Annotated in this window: 16 protein-coding genes; 10 read left to right on the top strand and 6 right to left on the bottom strand. The window is 73.8% G+C overall.

Translation table 11 applies throughout. The features are described 5' to 3' along the window. Window positions 1–8: 8 nt before the first annotated feature. Complete coding sequence (locus B7C62_01865; protein ARF71139.1) at window positions 9–566, bottom strand: GNAT family N-acetyltransferase; 558 nt, start codon at window positions 564–566, stop codon at window positions 9–11. A 193-nt stretch (window positions 567–759) separates the two neighbouring features. Between B7C62_01865 and B7C62_01870 the strand changes: the two genes are divergently transcribed. The 3 genes from B7C62_01870 to B7C62_01880 all read left to right on the top strand — a co-directional run bounded on the left by B7C62_01870 (window position 760) and on the right by B7C62_01880 (window position 3,251). Continuing rightward, on the top strand, window positions 760–1,380 hold the full coding sequence (locus tag B7C62_01870; GenBank protein ID ARF76938.1) for a DUF5134 domain-containing protein: 621 nt from the start codon (window positions 760–762) through the stop codon (window positions 1,378–1,380). Window positions 1,381–1,477: 97 nt separating this feature from the next. Then, the gene (locus tag B7C62_01875) at window positions 1,478–2,413 is read left to right on the top strand and encodes a hypothetical protein (GenBank protein ARF71140.1); all 936 of its coding nucleotides are present in this window, start codon (window positions 1,478–1,480) and stop codon (window positions 2,411–2,413) included. 136 nt (window positions 2,414–2,549) lie between these two features. After that, a complete protein-coding gene (locus B7C62_01880; protein ID ARF71141.1) occupies window positions 2,550–3,251 on the top strand; it encodes a hypothetical protein in 702 nt (233 codons plus the stop codon). A gap of 669 nt (window positions 3,252–3,920) precedes the next feature. On the opposite strand, the gene B7C62_01885 is transcribed toward B7C62_01880, so the two are convergent. Continuing rightward, on the bottom strand, window positions 3,921–5,417 hold the full coding sequence (locus B7C62_01885; GenBank protein ARF71142.1) for a hypothetical protein: 1,497 nt from the start codon (window positions 5,415–5,417) through the stop codon (window positions 3,921–3,923). 179 nt (window positions 5,418–5,596) lie between these two features. Between B7C62_01885 and B7C62_01890 the strand changes: the two genes are divergently transcribed. After that, on the top strand, window positions 5,597–6,271 hold the full coding sequence (locus B7C62_01890) for a DUF305 domain-containing protein (GenBank protein ID ARF76939.1): 675 nt from the start codon (window positions 5,597–5,599) through the stop codon (window positions 6,269–6,271). A gap of 183 nt (window positions 6,272–6,454) precedes the next feature. Beyond that, complete coding sequence (locus tag B7C62_01895; protein ARF71143.1) at window positions 6,455–7,822, top strand: NADP oxidoreductase; 1,368 nt, start codon at window positions 6,455–6,457, stop codon at window positions 7,820–7,822. A gap of 9 nt (window positions 7,823–7,831) precedes the next feature. On the opposite strand, the gene B7C62_01900 is transcribed toward B7C62_01895, so the two are convergent. Beyond that, window positions 7,832–8,560 (bottom strand): SAM-dependent methyltransferase, encoded by a 729-nt coding sequence (locus B7C62_01900; GenBank protein ID ARF71144.1) that lies wholly within the window; start codon window positions 8,558–8,560, stop codon window positions 7,832–7,834. A gap of 93 nt (window positions 8,561–8,653) precedes the next feature. Then, window positions 8,654–9,058: a hypothetical protein gene (locus B7C62_01905; protein ARF71145.1), complete on the bottom strand. Its 405-nt coding sequence runs from the start codon at window positions 9,056–9,058 to the stop codon at window positions 8,654–8,656. A gap of 172 nt (window positions 9,059–9,230) precedes the next feature. Here B7C62_01905 and B7C62_01910 point away from each other — a divergent pair, with 172 nt between their 5' ends. The 5 genes from B7C62_01910 to B7C62_01930 all read left to right on the top strand — a co-directional run bounded on the left by B7C62_01910 (window position 9,231) and on the right by B7C62_01930 (window position 13,954). Next, window positions 9,231–9,809 carry a GNAT family N-acetyltransferase gene (locus B7C62_01910; GenBank protein ID ARF76940.1) on the top strand — a complete coding sequence of 193 codons (579 nt, stop codon included), beginning with the start codon at window positions 9,231–9,233 and terminating at the stop codon, window positions 9,807–9,809. A gap of 108 nt (window positions 9,810–9,917) precedes the next feature. Next, window positions 9,918–11,003 (top strand): glycosyl hydrolase, encoded by a 1,086-nt coding sequence (locus B7C62_01915; GenBank protein ARF71146.1) that lies wholly within the window; start codon window positions 9,918–9,920, stop codon window positions 11,001–11,003. A gap of 70 nt (window positions 11,004–11,073) precedes the next feature. After that, entirely contained in the window at window positions 11,074–11,751 is a 678-nt protein-coding gene (locus B7C62_01920; protein ID ARF71147.1) for a uracil-DNA glycosylase, read from the top strand. Next, on the top strand, window positions 11,748–12,968 hold the full coding sequence (locus B7C62_01925; GenBank protein ARF71148.1) for an ATPase: 1,221 nt from the start codon (window positions 11,748–11,750) through the stop codon (window positions 12,966–12,968). The genes B7C62_01920 and B7C62_01925 overlap by 4 nt, the downstream gene beginning before the upstream one ends. Before the next feature lie 62 nt (window positions 12,969–13,030). Next, window positions 13,031–13,954 (top strand): hypothetical protein, encoded by a 924-nt coding sequence (locus B7C62_01930; protein ARF71149.1) that lies wholly within the window; start codon window positions 13,031–13,033, stop codon window positions 13,952–13,954. Between the two features lie 140 nt (window positions 13,955–14,094). On the opposite strand, the gene B7C62_01935 is transcribed toward B7C62_01930, so the two are convergent. Next, window positions 14,095–15,153, bottom strand: coding sequence for a hypothetical protein (locus B7C62_01935; protein ID ARF71150.1), 1,059 nt, complete (start codon window positions 15,151–15,153; stop codon window positions 14,095–14,097). A gap of 243 nt (window positions 15,154–15,396) precedes the next feature. Next, window positions 15,397–16,905, bottom strand: coding sequence for a hypothetical protein (locus B7C62_01940; GenBank protein ARF71151.1), 1,509 nt, complete (start codon window positions 16,903–16,905; stop codon window positions 15,397–15,399). Between the last annotated feature and the right edge of the window lie 144 nt (window positions 16,906–17,049).

Here is a 17,049-nt window from a genome sequence, read left to right on the forward strand (position 1 = left end):
GCGAGCGTTCAGGCGGTTCCGATGTCCTTGACCAGGAGCTCGAAGGCCAGATCGTCGCGCTGCGGGACGCCGAAGCGCTCGTCGCCGTACGGGAACGGCGTGAACTGCCCCGTACGCCGGTAGCCCCGCCGCTCGTACCAGGCGATCAGCTCCTCGCGCACCGAGATCACCGTCATGTGCATCTCGGTGACGCCCCAGCTCTCCCGGGCCGTGCGCTCGGCCTCCGCGATGATCACCTTGCCGAGACCGCCGCCCTGGGCGCCGGGGCGGACCGCGAACATCCCGAAGTACGCCGCGTCGCCGCGGTGTTCGAGCTGGCAGCAGGCGATCAGCTCGCCGTCGCGCTCGACCGCCAGCAGCCTGCCCGCCGGAGCGTCGATGACCTCGCGCACGCCCTGCTCGTCGGTCCGCTGCCCCTCCAGGAGGTCCGCCTCGGTGGTCCACCCCGTACGGCTGGAGTCGCCCCGGTAGGCGGACTCGATGAGCGCCACCAGCGCCGGGGCGTCCGCCGCGGTCGCGTCGCGGAAGGTCAGGCGGGCCGAGCCGGGGGGCGTGGCGGTGTCCATGGGGAACGCTCCGTTCTCTGCTGCTCTCTGCGTGCCGTACACACGCGGGTCGAGGGTAACGCGACCCGGAGCGCCCCTCCCGGGCCCCGACGCACCCCTTTCACGCCCCTGCGCGCCGGGTTCGGCGGCTGCGTCCCGGGCATCGATTGACCGACCGATGACCGACCGACTGGGGACCGGGGGGAGGTTCGGCGTGCACGGAGGGGCCCTGGCCGGGTGGCTGCTGATGGCGTTGTGCGCGGTGAGCGCCGCCTCCTGCCTGCTGCGCGCCCGCACCGGCACCCCGCAGGAGCGCGGAACGGCACGCTCCGAGGCGCTGATGGGCTTCGGCATGGCGGCGATGGCCCTGCCGACGGCGGTGCTGACGCCTCCGGAGTGGGCCTGGACGGTGTACGCGGCGGTGTTCGGCGCCGCCGCGCTGCGGGCGCTCCGGCCGGCCCGGCGTGGCTCCCACCATCTGCACCACCTCGTCGGTTCGCTGGCGATGGTCTACATGGCCGTGGCGATGGCTCCGGGGGCCGGAGGCGCGGGCGGGCACGCGGGGCACGGGGCGGCGGCGGGGGGCGCCGGGGGCATCCCCCTGCTGACGGGGGCGCTGCTCGTCTACTTCGCGTTGTACGTGCTCCGCTCGGCCGGGCATCTCATACCGGCGGGCACGGCCGTCGCGAGCTTCGCGGGCGGCTCCGCCGAGGGCGTCGTACGCGGGGGTGCGAGTGGTGCCGCGGGCGGTGCGGCGGGCGGGCGGGCCGAGCTGACGAGGGCCTGCCGGCTCACGATGGGCATCGCCATGTTCGCCATGCTTCTCACGCTGTGAGACAGATCGTGGGACAGGGGCCTTCCAAACCGTGGTCTACGTCACTTGCCGGGCGCAGCCATACCCGTGGGTCGCCCGCCCCTCATAGGCTGGCGGCATGCTGGTCTCCCTCGCGCTGCTGCTGCTCGGTGCACTGACCGCTCTGGTGACCCCGCGTCTGATGGCGCGGGCCCGGTGGCCGGAGCGCGAGCCGGTGGTGGCGCTGTGGGTGTGGCAGTGCGTGGTCGCCGGGGTCCTCATGTCGTTCGCGCTCTCCATGACGTTCAGCGCGGCCGCCGCCTGGCAGGCGGTGCGCGGCCATGTCTTCGCCCCCGCCCCGACGGCCGTGGTCGAGGCGTACGCCCTGGGGGCGTACGGGCCCTGGTCGGCGGTCATCGCGGTGCTGCTGGCGCTGGGCGGTCTGTGGAGCGGCGCGATGCTCGTACGGGAGATCCTGCGGGCGCGGCGGCGGCGCAGGCAGCGCCGGGCGGAACTGCTCGTCCGCTCCCCGCTGATGCCGGGCGAGGAGCCCGGCGCCGACCGTCTCGTGGTGCTGGAGGGTGCGCGCCCGGACGCCTGGTGGCTGCCCGGCACGGCGCCCCAGCTGGTCATCACCACCGCCGCCCTCGGACGCCTGAAGGGCCGTCAGCTGGACGCGGTGCTCGCCCATGAGCAGGGCCACGCGGAGGCCCGGCACGACTGGCTGCTGCACTGCTCGTCGGCGCTGGCGATCGGCTTCCCGCAGATCCCGGTGTTCGCCGCGTTCCGCGACGAGATGCACCGGCTGGTCGAGCTGGCCGCCGACGACGTGGCCTCGCGCCGCTTCGGCCGGCTGACGACCGCGCTCGCCCTGGTCGGGCTCAACGAGGACCGCGGGGTCTTCGGCCCCTGCCCCACCCCGGACGCCCAAGTGCCGTTGCGCGTCAACCGGTTGCTGGCCCCGGTCGAGCGGCTGACGGCGGGCCGGCGGCTGCGCCTGACGGCGGCCGCCGCGCTGGTGCCGGTCGTTCCCCTGGCGGTGGCCTTCGTTCCGGGGCTCAGCGCTCTGGGGTAAGGGCCCGAGTCCGGGCCGGTCGCGGGGCCGGGAGCTTCGCGTCGGCCGCACGGGGCAGGGAGTTCCCCGGGTGTGTCGTGCGGGGCCCGGGGCTCCGGGTTGGTCACGAGGGCCGCCCGTCCGGGAGTATCGCCCCATGTACTCCCCCCACATTCCCCGGACGGACCGCTCCCCCCGCCCCGCGGCCGCCCTGACCGCCGGAGCCGTCGGCACCGCCCTGTTCGTGGTGCTGCTCGCCCTCGTGGCCGGACGGTGGTCCCCGCTGATGGCCCTGGACCGTACGGTCGCCGACGGCCTGCACCGGCACGCCGTGGCCGACCCCGGACTGGTCCGGGTCAACCGGGTGCTGACGGACTGGTTCTGGGACCCCTGGACGATGCGGGCGCTGGTCGCGGTGGCCGTGGTGGTCCTGTGGTGGCGCGGTGCCCGGCTGCTCGCCCTGTGGGTGGCCGCGGCCAGTCTGGTCGGCTCCCTCCTCCAGCAGGGCGTGAAGGCCGCCGTGGACCGCGACCGCCCGCGCTGGCCGGACCCGGTGGACACGGCCCACTTCGCGGCCTTCCCGTCCGGGCACGCCATGACGGCGGCGGTGAGCTGCGGGCTGCTCCTGTGGCTGCTGTGGCTGTACGGGGCGGGTCCGGCCCTGTGGGCCGGTGCGGCGGTCGTGGCGGCCCTCTCGGTGGCCGGGGTGGCGGTGACCCGGCTGTACCTGGGGGTGCACTGGCTGACCGATGTGGTGGGCGGGGTGCTGCTGGGTGCGGCGGTGGTGGCGTTCACCATGGCCGGCTACCGCTGGAGCCTGGCCCGCCGGGCGCCGGAGGGGGCAGCGCACGGGGCGTGAGCGGCCTCCTGCGCCGCTTCCCGTCGGTGTGCGGAGCCTCTGTTTCCTCTGCGGCGTCGGGGCATCACGTGCGGTGTGCGGGGCATCACGTCTCCAACGCCCGTGATGTGAGGGACATCCCGTCCCTCTCCCCCGCGATGTGAGGGATATCCCGTCCCGGACGGGGTCGGATCATCGCATCGGGGCCGTAGCCTTGTATCCATGTCCCCGATGTCGTCGTCGTCCGTTTCCACGCGTCCCGCCACAGAGATCAACGCGGACATCCGCGACCTGTGGCAGCGCTCGGGCGGATACCTGTCCCCGCAGGACGAGGCGGAGTACCAGCGGCTGCTGGTGGAGTGGGCCGCCGCGACCGGTGAGAGCGGCCGGACCGCCGTCTGAGCCCCCGGCCGGAGTCCGTGGCGCGCGCCTGACTCCGGCGATCCCCCGCGTCGCCGGATGCCAGGCGCGCCCCTCGGCCGCGCCTGGAGGAGACGGGCCGTGGACCGCGTCGGGGACCGGAGTTGCGGGGCCCGCCGACACAGGAATACAGCATGTCCCGGCCCGGCTCATCGGTCAATGAATATTCTGCGGCGCACGCGCGGGGGCCGGTGTCCGCCGGGCGGCGGCAACCGCCCGGCGGACACCGGCCCCGTCAGTGCGTGAGGGACGGCTTCTTCTGCCGGTGGATCAGCGGGCGAAGTAGTCCGGCTGGGTCTGCACGTTGAGCTCGTCCAGCTTGACCCGGTTCGCCGGGTCGGTGCGCTTGTCCGTCAGCTTCAGGACGTCCAGGCCCTTGGCGATGTCGCTGGAGTAGATGTGGCCGTTGTAGTAGTACGTCGACCAGGGGCCGGCCGTGGTGACCTGTCCGAGCGTGACCGGGCCGCGCTCGAAGAAGGCGATCTCCTTGGGCTTCGCCGAGTTGGTGAAGTCCCAGACGGAGATGCCGCCCTGGTACCACGCCTGGACCATCAGGTCCTTGCCCTTCACCGGGATGACCGAGCCGTTGTGGGCGACGCAGACCTCGACGTCGGCCTGGTGGCGGTCGATCTTGAAGTAGCTGCGGAAGACCAGCTTGCGGTTGTCGCCCTTGCCCACGATGTCGTAGATGCCGTTGGCACCCCGCTTGGGCCCGATCTCCTCGTTGCAGGTGGCCGCGCCGCCGCCGCCGAGCTCGTCGGTGAAGACGACCTTCTTGGCGCCCTGGTTGAAGGTGGCCGAGTGCCAGAACGCGAAGTTCACGTTGTCCTGGACCCGGTCGATGATCTTCGGGCGCTCCGGGTTCTTGATGGAGAACAGGATGCCGTCACCCATGCAGGCACCCGCGGCCAGGTCCTTGGAGGGCAGGACCGTGATGTCGTGGCAGCCGGTCGTCTTGGAGACGCCCGGGTTCTCGGGCGCACCCGGGTTGCCGCCGTCCGGGAAGAGGTTCGAGAAGTTGACGAGCTTGGCCTTCTGAGGCGCCTTCAGCGGCACCTTGATGATGGAGATCCCGTCGTGCGGCGGCTGGCAGTCGGGGAACGCCTCGTTCGGCGAGTACGAGGAGACGTAGATGTAGATGTTCTTCTTCTTGCCGTCCGGCACCAGGGTGTGGGTGTGCGAGCCGCAGGCGGTCTCGACAGCCGCGATGTACCGGGGGTGGCGCTTGTTGCTGATGTCGAAGATCTTCATGCCCTCCCAGGAGGACTTCTCCGTGGCGGGCTGGGTGGTGCTGGAGCAGGAGTCGTCGCTCCGTGAGGAGTCGGTCGACAGGAACAGCAGGTTCCCGGAGACCGAGATGTCGTTCTGCGCGCCGGGGCAGAGGACTTCGGAGACGGTCTTCGGCTTCTTCGGGTTGCTGATGTCGTAGATGACGAAGCCGTCGTAGTTGCCGACGTAGGCGTACTTCCCCTGGAACGCGAGGTCCGTGTTGGTGCCCTTGAGGGCGCCCTTCGGGACGTTCGCCAGGTGCTTGATGTTGGAGCTGTGGACGATCTCGTCCACGCCGGGTATGTCACCGCCGCGGATCGCGGCGCGGGCCTCGGCCTGCTGATTCGTGGTCACGGAGCCGCGCTGGAGCGGGGCATCGCCCGGGTCGGGCGTCGCGGCTGCGGGTGCGGCCGTCAGCAGCGCGGCGAAGAGCCCGGCCGCGGCTGCTGCCACGCCCAGACGTCTGCGCCGCACGCGGGTGGTGTGCAACGAGATCACTGCTGTCCTCCCTTGTATCCGTTCGGGGTTCGAACGGTTCACGGACCCCGGCAGTATCGTCCCTCACATGTACACATCAACAGATGGCAACAGAGACGTAATCAAGTTTTTGATCTTCGCCCCCGCGCAGGCGTGCTAGGAACGGTCTGCAACACACCCATGTGGCACAGGAGGTCGCCGTGTTGATCCACCGTCCGTCCGCCCGTCCGCGCGCAACCGCCCTGGCGGCAGCGGCGGTTGCCGCCGTACTCGCCCTGGGCGGCTGCGACGGCGACGGCGGCGATCCGAAACCGGCCGCGGGCAAGGACGCAGGTCCGGGGGTGGTGGCCCCCGGCAGACCGGGCGAGCCTGCCCGTACGCTCACCGCCGAGGAGGCCGCGAAGGAGGCGAGCAGGGACACCGCGAACTCCGCCGACTTCCGTTACGCGCAGATGATGATCGAGCACCACGCGCAGGCCCTCGTGATGACCGAACTCGTCCCGGACCGGGCCTCGTCCCCGGCAGTCAAGAGGCTCGCCGAACGCATCGCGGCAGGCCAGAAGCCGGAGATCGGCGCGATGGAAGGTTGGCTGAAAAGGAACGGTGGTGAGGACCGCAAGCAGCCCCACGACCACGACCACGCCGGGATGCCCGGCATGGCGACCGAGGCCCAGCTGAAGGAGTTGCGCGCGGCGAAGGGGAAGGCTTTCGACGAGCTCTTCCTGAAGCTGATGATCACCCATCACCAGGGGGCGGTCACCATGGCCACGGAGGCGCTCTCCGAGGGCAACGACGTGATCGTCGAGGAGATGGCGAGCGATGTCGCCGCCCAGCAGACGGTGGAGATCAACCGGATGCGCGCGCTGATGCCGTGACCGCCCGCGCACCCGGCTCTCCGGCTCCGGGGGCTGTGCCCCGCGCCCCGCACGCCCTGCCTCCCGGGTGCCCCGCGCGACCGGCGTCCCCGCCTCCCGGTGCCGTGCCCGGCCCGCACGCCGTGTTCCGGCCGTCGGTGCGATGCTGGAATCACCCTCCGGGAATCCGGGAAGAGGTGCGCCGTGCTCCGTGTCGCCGTCGTCGGTTCCGGTCCCAGCGGGGTCTACACCGCCCAGGCCCTGCTGAACCAGTCGCTGGTGCCCGAGGTCCGGGTGCACGTCCTGGACCGGCTGCCGACCCCGTACGGCCTCGTGCGGTACGGGGTCGCGCCCGACCACGAGAAGATCAAGTCGCTCCAGAACAGCCTGCGGGCGGTCCTGGAGGACGAGCGGGTCACCTTCGTGGGCCATGTGCAGATCGGCGGGCCGGACGGCGTCCCCCCGGCCCGGCTGGCGGAGCTGTACCACGCGGTCGTCTACTGCGTCGGGGCCGCCGCCGACCGCCCGCTGGCGGTGCCCGGGGAGGATCTGCCGGGGAGCTGGTCCGCCACCCGGTTCGTCTCCTGGTACAGCGCGCATCCGGACACCGCCCCCGACGGCTTCGCGCTGGAGGCCCGCTCGGCCGTGGTGATCGGGGTCGGCAACGTGGCGGTCGACGTGGCCCGCATCCTGGCGCGCGGCGCCGACGAGCTGCGCGCCACCGATGTGCCGAGGGCCGCGCTCGGCGCGCTGGCCGGGAGCCGGGTGCGCGAGGTGCTGGTGGCGGGGCGGCGCAGCCCCTCCCAGGCCCGGTTCACCACCAAGGAGCTGCGGGAGCTGGGGGCGCTGCCCGGGGCGCGGATCACCGTCGACCCGGCGGAGCTGGCCCTGGACCCGGCGTACGCGGCCCCGGACGGGCTGCCGCTGCCTGCGGTGGTGCGGCGGAACCTGGAGGTGCTGCGGGGCTGGTCGGCGTACGGGGAGCCCGCCGTTCCCGATGCCGTACGCCGTATCCGGCTGCGGTTCTTCCTGCGGCCGGTCGAGCTGCTGGAGCGCGGCGGCCGGGTGGCGGGGGTGCGGTTCGCCCGGACGGCTCCGGACGGTGCCGGGGGCGTACGGGACACGGGCGCGTACGAGGACGTCGAGGCCCAGCTCGTGCTGCGGGCCATCGGCTACCGGGGCGTGGAGCTGCCCGGCCTGCCCTTCGACCCGGTGCGCGGGACGGTCCCGCACGAGGCGGGGCGGGTCCTGCGGGACGGGGCGCCCTCGCCCGGTGAGTACGTGGCGGGGTGGATCAAGCGGGGACCGACCGGGGTGATCGGTTCGAACCGGTCCTGCGCCAAGGAGACGGTCGCCTCGCTGCTCGAGGACGCGCCCCTGCTCGCCCGGCGGGCGGCGGCGGACGACCCGCTGGCGGTGCTGCGGGCCTGGGGGCTGCGGCCGGTGGAGTGGGACGGCTGGCTGTCGATCGAGCGCGCGGAGGCGGAGCTGGGGCGCTCCCTGGGGCGGGGGCCGGTGAAGATCCCCGACTGGCGGGGACTGCTGGCGGCGGCGCGGGGCGAGGAGGGGTGAGCCCGCCCGTCACTCCCGGGTAGCCACCACGAGCCGGGCGCGCGGGGAGCCGTCGGGGCGCTGTCCCAGGTCGGTCAGGGCCATCAGCCGCACGGAGAATCCGGCGTCGGTGAGGTCGTCGAGCACCTCGGAGAGCCGGAACGTGCGGTAGTACATGATGAACTTCGGGCGCCACACGGCGTTCCGCACCCGCATCGCCGCGTCGAAGCCGAGCAGCGACCAGTAGGCGCGCGACCCCACGGCGGGCGGGGCACCGATCGGGAAGACGAACCGGCCGCCCGGCCGGAGGGACCCGTACACCTCGGCAAAGAGGCCGAAGCGGTCGGCGGGCAGGAAGTGGCCGAACGCGCCGATGCTCAGGGCCAGATCGAAGGCCGGGGCGAACGGGAGCGCCAGGGCGTCGGCCCGTACCCAGTCGACCACCGGCCCGCCGTCCCGGGGCGGCAGCGCCGCTCGGGCCTGGTGGAGCATGCCCGCGCTGAAGTCGACGCCGGTCACCCGGTCCCGGCACACCTGCCGCAGCACGCCCACGCCCGCGCCGGTCCCGCAGCAGACGTCGAGGCCGGTGCCGAAGGGGCCGAGCGGCTCCAGTGCGCGGGTGACGCTGTCGAGCACACGGTCCGGGGTCCGGTAGGGCGTGTGGTCGAACTTCGGGGCGAGGAGGTCGTATCCGCGCTCGGTCGACGAGAGCGCCTGGACGGCCAGTTCACGGAGGGTGGGGCCCTGTTCGGTAAACATCGGGGCCAGCCTAGCGAGGGGGAAGGCGGGCCGGGGGCCGTGGTCGCCGCTCCTGGCGGGGGCGCGGCGGCCCGGGCCTGCGCGCGGAGGGTTTCAGCGGCTGCCGGACAGCCGGCGCCTGAGGGTGATCGCGGTGTTGACGTCGTAGCTCTGGGTCCAGGTGCGGCCCTCCCCGGACTTCCAGGTGATGTGGGCCGTCGCCCCGTCGGTCCGTACGCCGTCCACGGTCATGGTCCGGTCGCCGTCCCGTACGTCACCCCGGCGCAGCTCGCCCGCCCCGACCGTGACGGGCCCGTCGGCGGACGCGTTCTCGCTCTCCTCGGCCGCCCGGACCAGCGCGGCGGCCAGCTCCCGGGCGGCGGCCGGGGTGCACGACCAGAGCAGCTCGCCCGCCGGGGGCCCCAGCGTCAGGGAGACCCGGGGATCGGGCCCGGCCTCCCCCGGGGTCACCGCCACCGGCACCTCGTGACCGTCGGCGTCCGTGATCCCGCTGCCCATCGTCTGCTCCTCGTGCCCGGTCCTGCCGTGTGTGCCGTTCCAGGATCGCAGGACCGCGCGCCTCTGCCGTTCCGCCGTTCTGCCGTGACCAGGGAATCCGGTTGTACGGGCCGTGGGACGACCCGTAGCTTCACGCCCTGTGAATCCCCCTGTGAACCCTTCCGCGAATCCCCTGCTGCGCACCGACCGCCTCCTGCTCACCCCGTACACACCCGCCGACGAGGAGGAGTTCGTCGCCCTCTTCCAGGACGTCTCGGTCTCCCGGTGGATGGGCGACGGGCCTTCCACGGAGGCCGAGGACCGGGCGCTCTTCGGCCGGCTCTTCACCCGGGTCTACGCCGGGCACCGCTTCGAGGTCTGGGCGGTCAGGGCCGGTGGCGAACTGGTGGGGCACGCCGAGATCAAGCCGACCGAGGCGTCCGGCGGGTACGAGATCATCTACGCGCTCGCCCCCGGGGCCTGGGGCCGGGGCCTCGGTACGGAGCTGGCGCTCGCTCTCGTCGGGCACGGCTTCGACACCCTCGGGCTGCCGGAGGTGCACGCGACCGTGGCCGCCGAGAACGCCGCCTCGCTGGCCGTGCTGGGCCGGATCGGCTTCGAGCACGTCAGGGACATCCAGGAGGACGACGGGAGCACCACGCGGCTGCTGACCTGCACCCGTGCGTCCGGGGCGGACGCACGGGCAGCACGGGCCCGGGCCGCACGGGCCGCTCAGGTCTCCCGAGGGGCCGGGAAGCCGTCGCGGGGGTGATCGCGGTGCCGGTGGCCGGGTGTCCGCGGAGCGTGCGCGAGCCACTGTCAGTGGTCGGGTGCAGACTGGCTCACATCCGGCACAACGGCGTTTCGGGAGGTCTCGACCATGACCGACGTACTGCTCACCGTGGGCACCCGCAAAGGTCTCTTCATCGGCCGCAGGCACGAGGGGAACTGGAAGATCGAGGGGCCGCACTTCAACGCGCAGGCGATCTATTCGGTCGCCGTCGACACCCGTGGGGATACTCCCCGGCTGCTGGCGGGCGGTGACAGCGCGCACTGGGGGCCGTCCGTCTTCCACTCCGACGACCTGGGCGAGACCTGGGTCGAGCCGCAGCGGCCGGCGGTGAGGTTCCCCGAGTTCACCGGGGCCTCGCTGGAGCGGGTCTGGCAGTTGCAGCCGGCCGGCCCCGAGGCGCCGGACGTGGTCTACGCGGGCACCGAGCCGGCCGCCCTGTTCCGCTCCGAGGACCGGGGCGAGTCCTTCGAGCTGGTCCGCCCGCTCTGGGAGCACCCGACGCGGTCCCGGTGGGAGCCGGGCGGCGGCGGGGAGGGCCTGCACACCATCCTCACCGACCGCCGGGACGCCCGTGCGGTGACGGTCGCGGTCTCGACGGCGGGCGTGTTCCGGACGAAGGACGGCGGGGAGAGCTGGGCCCCGGCGAACAAGGGCGTCTCGGCGGTGTTCCTGCCCGACCCGGACCCGGAGTTCGGGCAGTGCGTGCACAAGGTCACCCGGGACGCGGCCGACCCCGACCGGCTCTACCTCCAGAACCACTGGGGCGTCTTCCGCAGCGACGACGGGGGCGACAGCTGGAGCGACATCGGCGCGGGCCTGCCCTCCGACTTCGGGTTCGCCGCCGTCGCCCACCCGCACCGGGGCGACACGGCGTACGTCTTCCCGATCAACGCCGACGCCGACCGGGTCCCGGCGGAGCACCGCTGCCGGGTCTTCCGCACCCGCGACGCGGGGCGCACCTGGGAGCCGCTGACCGTGGGCCTGCCGGCCGGGGCGCACTACGGCACGGTGCTGCGCGACGCGCTCTGCACGGACGACGCCGACCCCGCCGGGATCTACTTCGGCAACCGCAACGGCGAGCTGTACGCGAGCGCGGACGACGGCGACAGCTGGCAGCAGCTCGCCTCGCACCTGCCGGACGTGCTCTGCGTACGGGCGGTGGCCCTCGGCTGAGCGCGGGCATCGGCCACCTCGGCCGACGGCAGTTGATCGGAGTGGTCGTATCACCAGTAGAGTGCGGCGCGTGGCAGCACGACCGTTGAAAGAAGTCATTGAGCCGGGGTGGGCCGATGCCCTCGAACCCGTGGCCGAACGCATCGCCGCGATGGGCGACTTCCTCCGTGCGGAGATCGCCGCGGGGCGTACGTATCTGCCCTCCGGGGCCCATGTACTGCGGGCGTTCCAGCAGCCGTTCGAGGAGGTGCGGGTGCTCGTCGTCGGGCAGGACCCGTATCCCACCCCCGGGCACGCGATCGGGCTGAGCTTCGCCGTGGCCCCCGATGTCCGGCCGCTGCCGGGCAGTCTGGAGAACATCTTCCGGGAGCTGAACGCGGACCTCGGCCTGCCCCGCCCGTCCAACGGCGATCTCACGCCGTGGACCAGGCAGGGAGTGCTGCTGCTCAACAGAGCGCTGACCACCGCGCCGAGGCGGCCCGCCGCCCACCGGGGCAAGGGCTGGGAAGAGGTGACCGAGCAGGCGATCAAGGCGCTGGTGGCCCGGGGCACCCCGCTGGTGTCGGTCCTGTGGGGGCGCGACGCCCGCAATCTCCGCCCGCAGCTGGGCAATTTCCCGGCGATCGAGTCCGCGCACCCCTCGCCCATGTCGGCCGACCGCGGGTTCTTCGGCTCGCGGCCGTTCAGCCGCGTCAACGAACTGCTGGAGCGCCAGGGGGCGCAGCCGGTGGACTGGCGCCTGCCGTGACGGACGGCCCGCCGGAGTCCTCCCCGCTCGCCCCGGGCGCGTATGTCCTCGGGGTCGACTCCGGCGGGTCGGGGCTGCGCGTGGCGCTCGGCCGGGCGGACGCGGAGGGCCCGCTGTTCACGACCGTCTGCGCCGAGCCGGTGCGGACGGGGGCCGGGGGCATCGACGCGGCCCATCTGCTGGAACAACTGCTCCCCGCGGCGGCGGAGTTGCTGGGCCGGGCGGCCCGGGACGACGCCGACGCCATGGACAACGCCCCTGCGACGGTCGTCGCGTTGGCGGTCGGGGCCGCCGGAATGGCCACGCTCGGCGAGCGGTTGCGGGCGGAGCTGCCCGGTGCGCTCGCCCGGGCGCTGGGCGTCCGCAGGCTGGCGCTGGCCGCCGACGCGGTGACAGCGTACGCGGGCGCGGTGGGACAGCGCCCCGGGGCGGTCGTCGCGGGCGGCACGGGCATGATCGCCCTCGGTACGGACCTCACGGAGTGGCACCGGGCCGACGGCTGGGGTCATCTTCTGGGTGACAGTGGCAGCGGGGCGTGGATCGGCCGGGCGGGGCTCGAAGCGGCGATGCGCGCCCATGACGGGAGGCGCGGCGGCTCCCCCGCCCTGCTGGCCCGGCTGCATGCCGTGTTCGGTCCCGCCGAGGGGCTGCCGGGGCTGCTCTACCCGCGTCCGGACCGCCCGGCCGTTCTCGCCTCGTTCGCCCCGGAGGTGGCGGCGTGCGCCGGAGCGGACGAGGTCGCGGCGGACATCCTGCGGAAGGCCGCGACGCATATCGCCGAGGCTGCGGCGGCCGTCTGCCCCGGGGCCGGGTCCGAGGCCGGTCACAGGACCGGGCACGGGACCGGCGAGACGTATGAAGTGGCCCTGACCGGTGGGCTGTTCCGGATGGGCGAGCCCCTGCTCGGGCCCCTGCGCGAGGAGCTGGCGCGGCTGGTTCCGCAGGCCCGGACGACCACCGGCACGGGCGATCCGCTGACCGGCGCACTACGGATCGCGCGTGCCCTGGCCGTGGACGGACTGCGGCTCCCGCACCACCCGACGATGCTGTTCGTGGAGACCGGGGACGGGCCCTCCGCAGAGGTGGGAGCGAGGGTGCGGACCGGAGAGCCGGAGCCCGGCGGCGTACCGCCGGAAGGGCCAGGGAAAGGGCCTGCAAACAGGGCGACAGACGCGGACACTTCACCGGTAGGCCACTCATCGGACATAAGCGGATAGTTAACGCTCGACCGGACCCTCCCCGAACGGAGGAGCACCCAAAACCAGTAGCATGCGGCGCCATGAGCACCCCCACTGGGCCCGCTTCCGGCCTGCCTGTACGAATGCCGCGACCTCGCCAGTCCGGACGGCACCGCCGCCCGGAGCCGGTGGTCGCACCCGAGGGCGCTGCCGCGCTCGTTCTCGCCGTTCCCGGCGTCCCTTCCCCGGCCACGCGCAGCCTGGCCGAGGAAGTCATCAGCATCGCCCGTTCCGAGCTGCCCGGCCTCAACGCGCGGATCGGCTACCTCGACGGTGACGACGCCGAGTACCCCGCCCTTTCGACCGTTCTCGCCCACTCCGCCGCCGAGCGCGTCGCGCGCTACGAGCAGGCCGTCGCCGTCGGCCGTGAGGCCGCCGAGCCCACCGGTCCGGCCTCCGTCGTGGTCCCGCTGCTCGCGGGTCCCGACAGTGAGCTGATCCGGCGGATACGGCAGGCCGTGATGGACAGCGGTACGCAGGTCGAGCTGACCGACGTGCTCGGTCCGCACCCGCTGCTCGCCGAGGCCCTGCACGTACGGCTCTCGGAGGCCGGTCTCGCGCGCGCCGACCGGGCCAGGCTGTTCACCGTCGCCACCGCCGCCGACGGCATCGTGCTGGCCACGGTGGGCGGCGAGGAGGCCGTGCAGGCCGCCGGGATCACCGGCATGCTGCTGGCCGCCCGGCTCGCCGTGCCGGTGATGGCCGCCGCGCTGGACGTGGAGGGTTCCATCGCCTCGGTCGCGGAGCAGCTCCAGGGTTCGGGCTCCGCGCAGCTCGCACTGGCGCCGTACCTGGTGGGCCCGGAGGTCGACCCCGGTCTGCTGGACGCCGCCGCGAAGGAGGCGGGGTGCGCGACGGCCGAGCCGCTGGGCGCCTACCCGGCGATCGGCAAGCTCGTGCTCTCGCTGTACGCGACGGCTCTGGGCATCACGCCCGCGACCCCGCAGGGCGCCCAGGCGCACTGACCCGCGTCCACGGAAGCGGCGCGGAAGTCCACGGAAGCAGCACGGAAACACGCACGGAGACACGAAGGCCGCAGGCCGGGACCGGAGAATCGATCCGGCCCCGGCCTGCGGCTTTCCGGCTACGGGGGTACGGGGCCGGGTCAGCCGAGGACGACGCAGGAGGCCGCCGGGACCTCGACCGAGCCCGCGTGGCGCGGGACGCCCGTCTCGGCGTCCACGGCGAACCAGCTGACGTTCCCGGAGCGCTCGTTGGCCGCGTACAGCCACTGTCCGCCCGGGTCGAGGGTGAGGTCGCGCGGCCAGTGGCCGCCGCAGCCCACGGTGGCCACCAGGGCGGCCTTCTCCCCGGTCTCGTCGAGGGTCAGGACCGAGATGCTGTCGTGCCCCCGGTTGGCGGTCCACAGGAAGCGCCCGTCGTGGGCGACGACCACCTCGGACGGATAGGTCCGTACGGAGCCGTCGGCGGGCGCCGAGGGCTCGGGCAGCACCGGCACCTCCCCCAGCGGTTCGATCCGGCCCGCCGCCGCGTCCCAGCGGCACACGGTGAGGGTCGGGACCAGCTCGTTCAGGACGTAGGCGTAACGGCCCGAGGGGTGGAAGGCCAGGTGGCGCGGTCCGCTGCCCGGCCGCAGGGGCGTCTCGCCGTGCGGCTCCAGGACGCCGGTGGCGGGGTTCAGGGTGCCGACCCGTACCGAGTCGGTGCCGAGGTCCACACTCACCACCCAGCGGCCGGAGGGGTCGGCCAGCACCTGATGGGCGTGCGGGCCCTCCTGGCGTTCGCTGTCGGGGCCGCCGCCCTCGTGCCGGAGGACGGAGGTGGCCTCGCCGAGCGATCCGTCGGCGCGCACGGGCAGGACGGTGACGCTGCCGGAGCCGTAGTTGGCGGTGACCAGGTGGTTCGCGGCGAGCGCGAGGTGGGTGGGCCCGTCGGCGCCGACCGGCCGTACGGGGCCCAGGAGGGCCGGTGTGCCGCCGCTGACGCCGAAGGCGGCCGCCACCCCCGGGGCGCTCTCGCCGACCGCGTACAGGACCGTTCCGCCCGGTCCGAGCGCGAGGAACGACGGGTCCGGCACGGCGTCCGAGGAGCCGAGCACGGTCAGCGCCCCGGTGCTCCGGTCCACCTCCGCGACGGTGACGCCCGGGCCGCCCGCCGAAGTGAACGACCCCACGAATGCCCGCCCGGCGCTGCTGCCGCCCATCGCACTACCCCACTTCACCGTCGCCGCGATCTTCCCGCCGACGGTAGCAGGCGACCCGCCTCAGGTCTGGACCAATCTGCAGGACGGGCACAGGGCGTTCGCGGGACGGGCGTGCCGGGTCCGTGGGGCGGGTCGCGCGGGCTTCGTGGGGGGGGCGGGCTCCGTGGGGGCGGGTCGCGCGGGGGCCGTGGGGCGGTCGTACGAGACGGTCGGCAGGCCCACGGACCCCCGGCCGGCGCGTGATCAGGCGGCGAGCGGGGCCCTCGGGGAGCTGTGCAGGGGCGTGGCGAGGTCGGCGAGCGCGCGCTCCAGGCCGTGCAGGTGGGCCAGCGCGGGGTGGTCGGCGGCCGTGCCGGGCTGCGCTCCCGCCCGGGCGACTCCCCGTGCCTGGAGGCTCTCCTGCCTCAGGAGCGCTTCCACGGTCGCCTCGACGCGGGAGCAGGCGGCCGAGAGCCGGGCGTCGTGCGAAGCGGCCGGGTCGGCGGCGATGGAGGCCAGGCCGCGTACCTCCCGTACGCAGTCGTCGAGCAGGGCCAGTACCTGCCGCGCCCGCGCCTTGCGGGCCTTCAGCGGGCTCAGGGGGTGCACCAGCGGCGCGAGCGAGAGCCGGACCCGGCCCAGCAGCACTTCCAGTTCGGCGACGCGGGGGCCGGGGTCCGCGCTCAGGGAGCCGGCGAGGCGTTCGGCGGCCTCGGCCGTGCAGGCGTGGACGCACCGCAGGGCCTTCTGTATCCACGCGTCGGTGACGGCGTGGGTCGTCACGGGCAGGACCAGCAGCACCGCGAGTACGGCGCCGAGCGCACCGACAGCCGTCTCGGCGACGCGCAGCCAGAGCAGGGAGGCGTCCAGGACGCCCAGGACCCCGTAGAGCACGCCGACCATGACGGTGACGAAGAACATCATCCAGCTGTACGAGACGGCCGCTGTGTAGAAGATCCCGAAGACGCAGACCGCGACGATGGCGGCGGTCGGCGCCCCGGCGCCCTCCAGCGGGATGGCGACGAAGAAGCCGGCCCCGATGCCGATCACGGTCCCCAGCACCCGGCGGAAGCCGCGTACGAGGGTCTCGCCGCGCGAGGTGGTGTTGACGAACACCCACCAGGTGGCGCCGACGGCCCAGTACCAGCGCTGGTCGGAGAGGACCTGGCCCAGGCCCAGCGCGAAGGCGCCGCCCAGGGTGGCCTGCACGGCCTGCCGGGTGGTGATACGGGCCAGCCCCCGGCCCTCCGGGGGCGCGGGCACGGCCACGGCGGGCAGCCGCCGCTCGTAGCACCAGAGGCCGAAGCGGACGGCGGCGGAGGCGGCCAGGGACAGCACGACGGCCGCGTACAGCTCGGGCAGCTGCCCCGGCACCGTGTGCAGGAACTGGGCGGCGAAGAAGGTCATGAACGCGAAGATGCCCAGCGCGTGCCCGCGCGGCCCCCAGCGCCGGGCGTAGACGCCCAGACCCACGACGGCGAGGAAGACCAGGTCGCGGGCGACGGGCTGGTCGTGCAGGACGGCGGCGACGGCGAGGACCGGGAGCCCGGCGGCGGGGAGCAGCGCGGTGGTGACCGCCTGCTGCCGGACCGTCGCGTCGGTCACGGTGAAGAGGGCGAGCAGCGCCGCGAGGCCGCCGGTGATGGCCGCGACGAGCGAGTGGCCGACGAGTCCGCACAGCGCGACCGCGAGCGCGACCCCGATGACGGCCCGGCCGGCGAACCGCAGCCGCACCCGTCCCGGGTCCGGCGCCACGAACACCCTCTTCAGCACACTGTGCCCCTTCCGCGTCCCCGCAGGTCCGCGCTCTCCGCATGAAAAAGGCGCCGCGGAGATCCGCAGCGCCATCGACAGGAGTATCAGAGCATCCAAGGGGCTCATGGATCAAACGAAGCGGAGAACCCTGGGCCAATGGCA

This window comes from Kitasatospora albolonga (genome assembly GCA_002082585.1).
Taxonomy (GTDB): domain Bacteria; phylum Actinomycetota; class Actinomycetes; order Streptomycetales; family Streptomycetaceae; genus Streptomyces; species Streptomyces stephensoniae.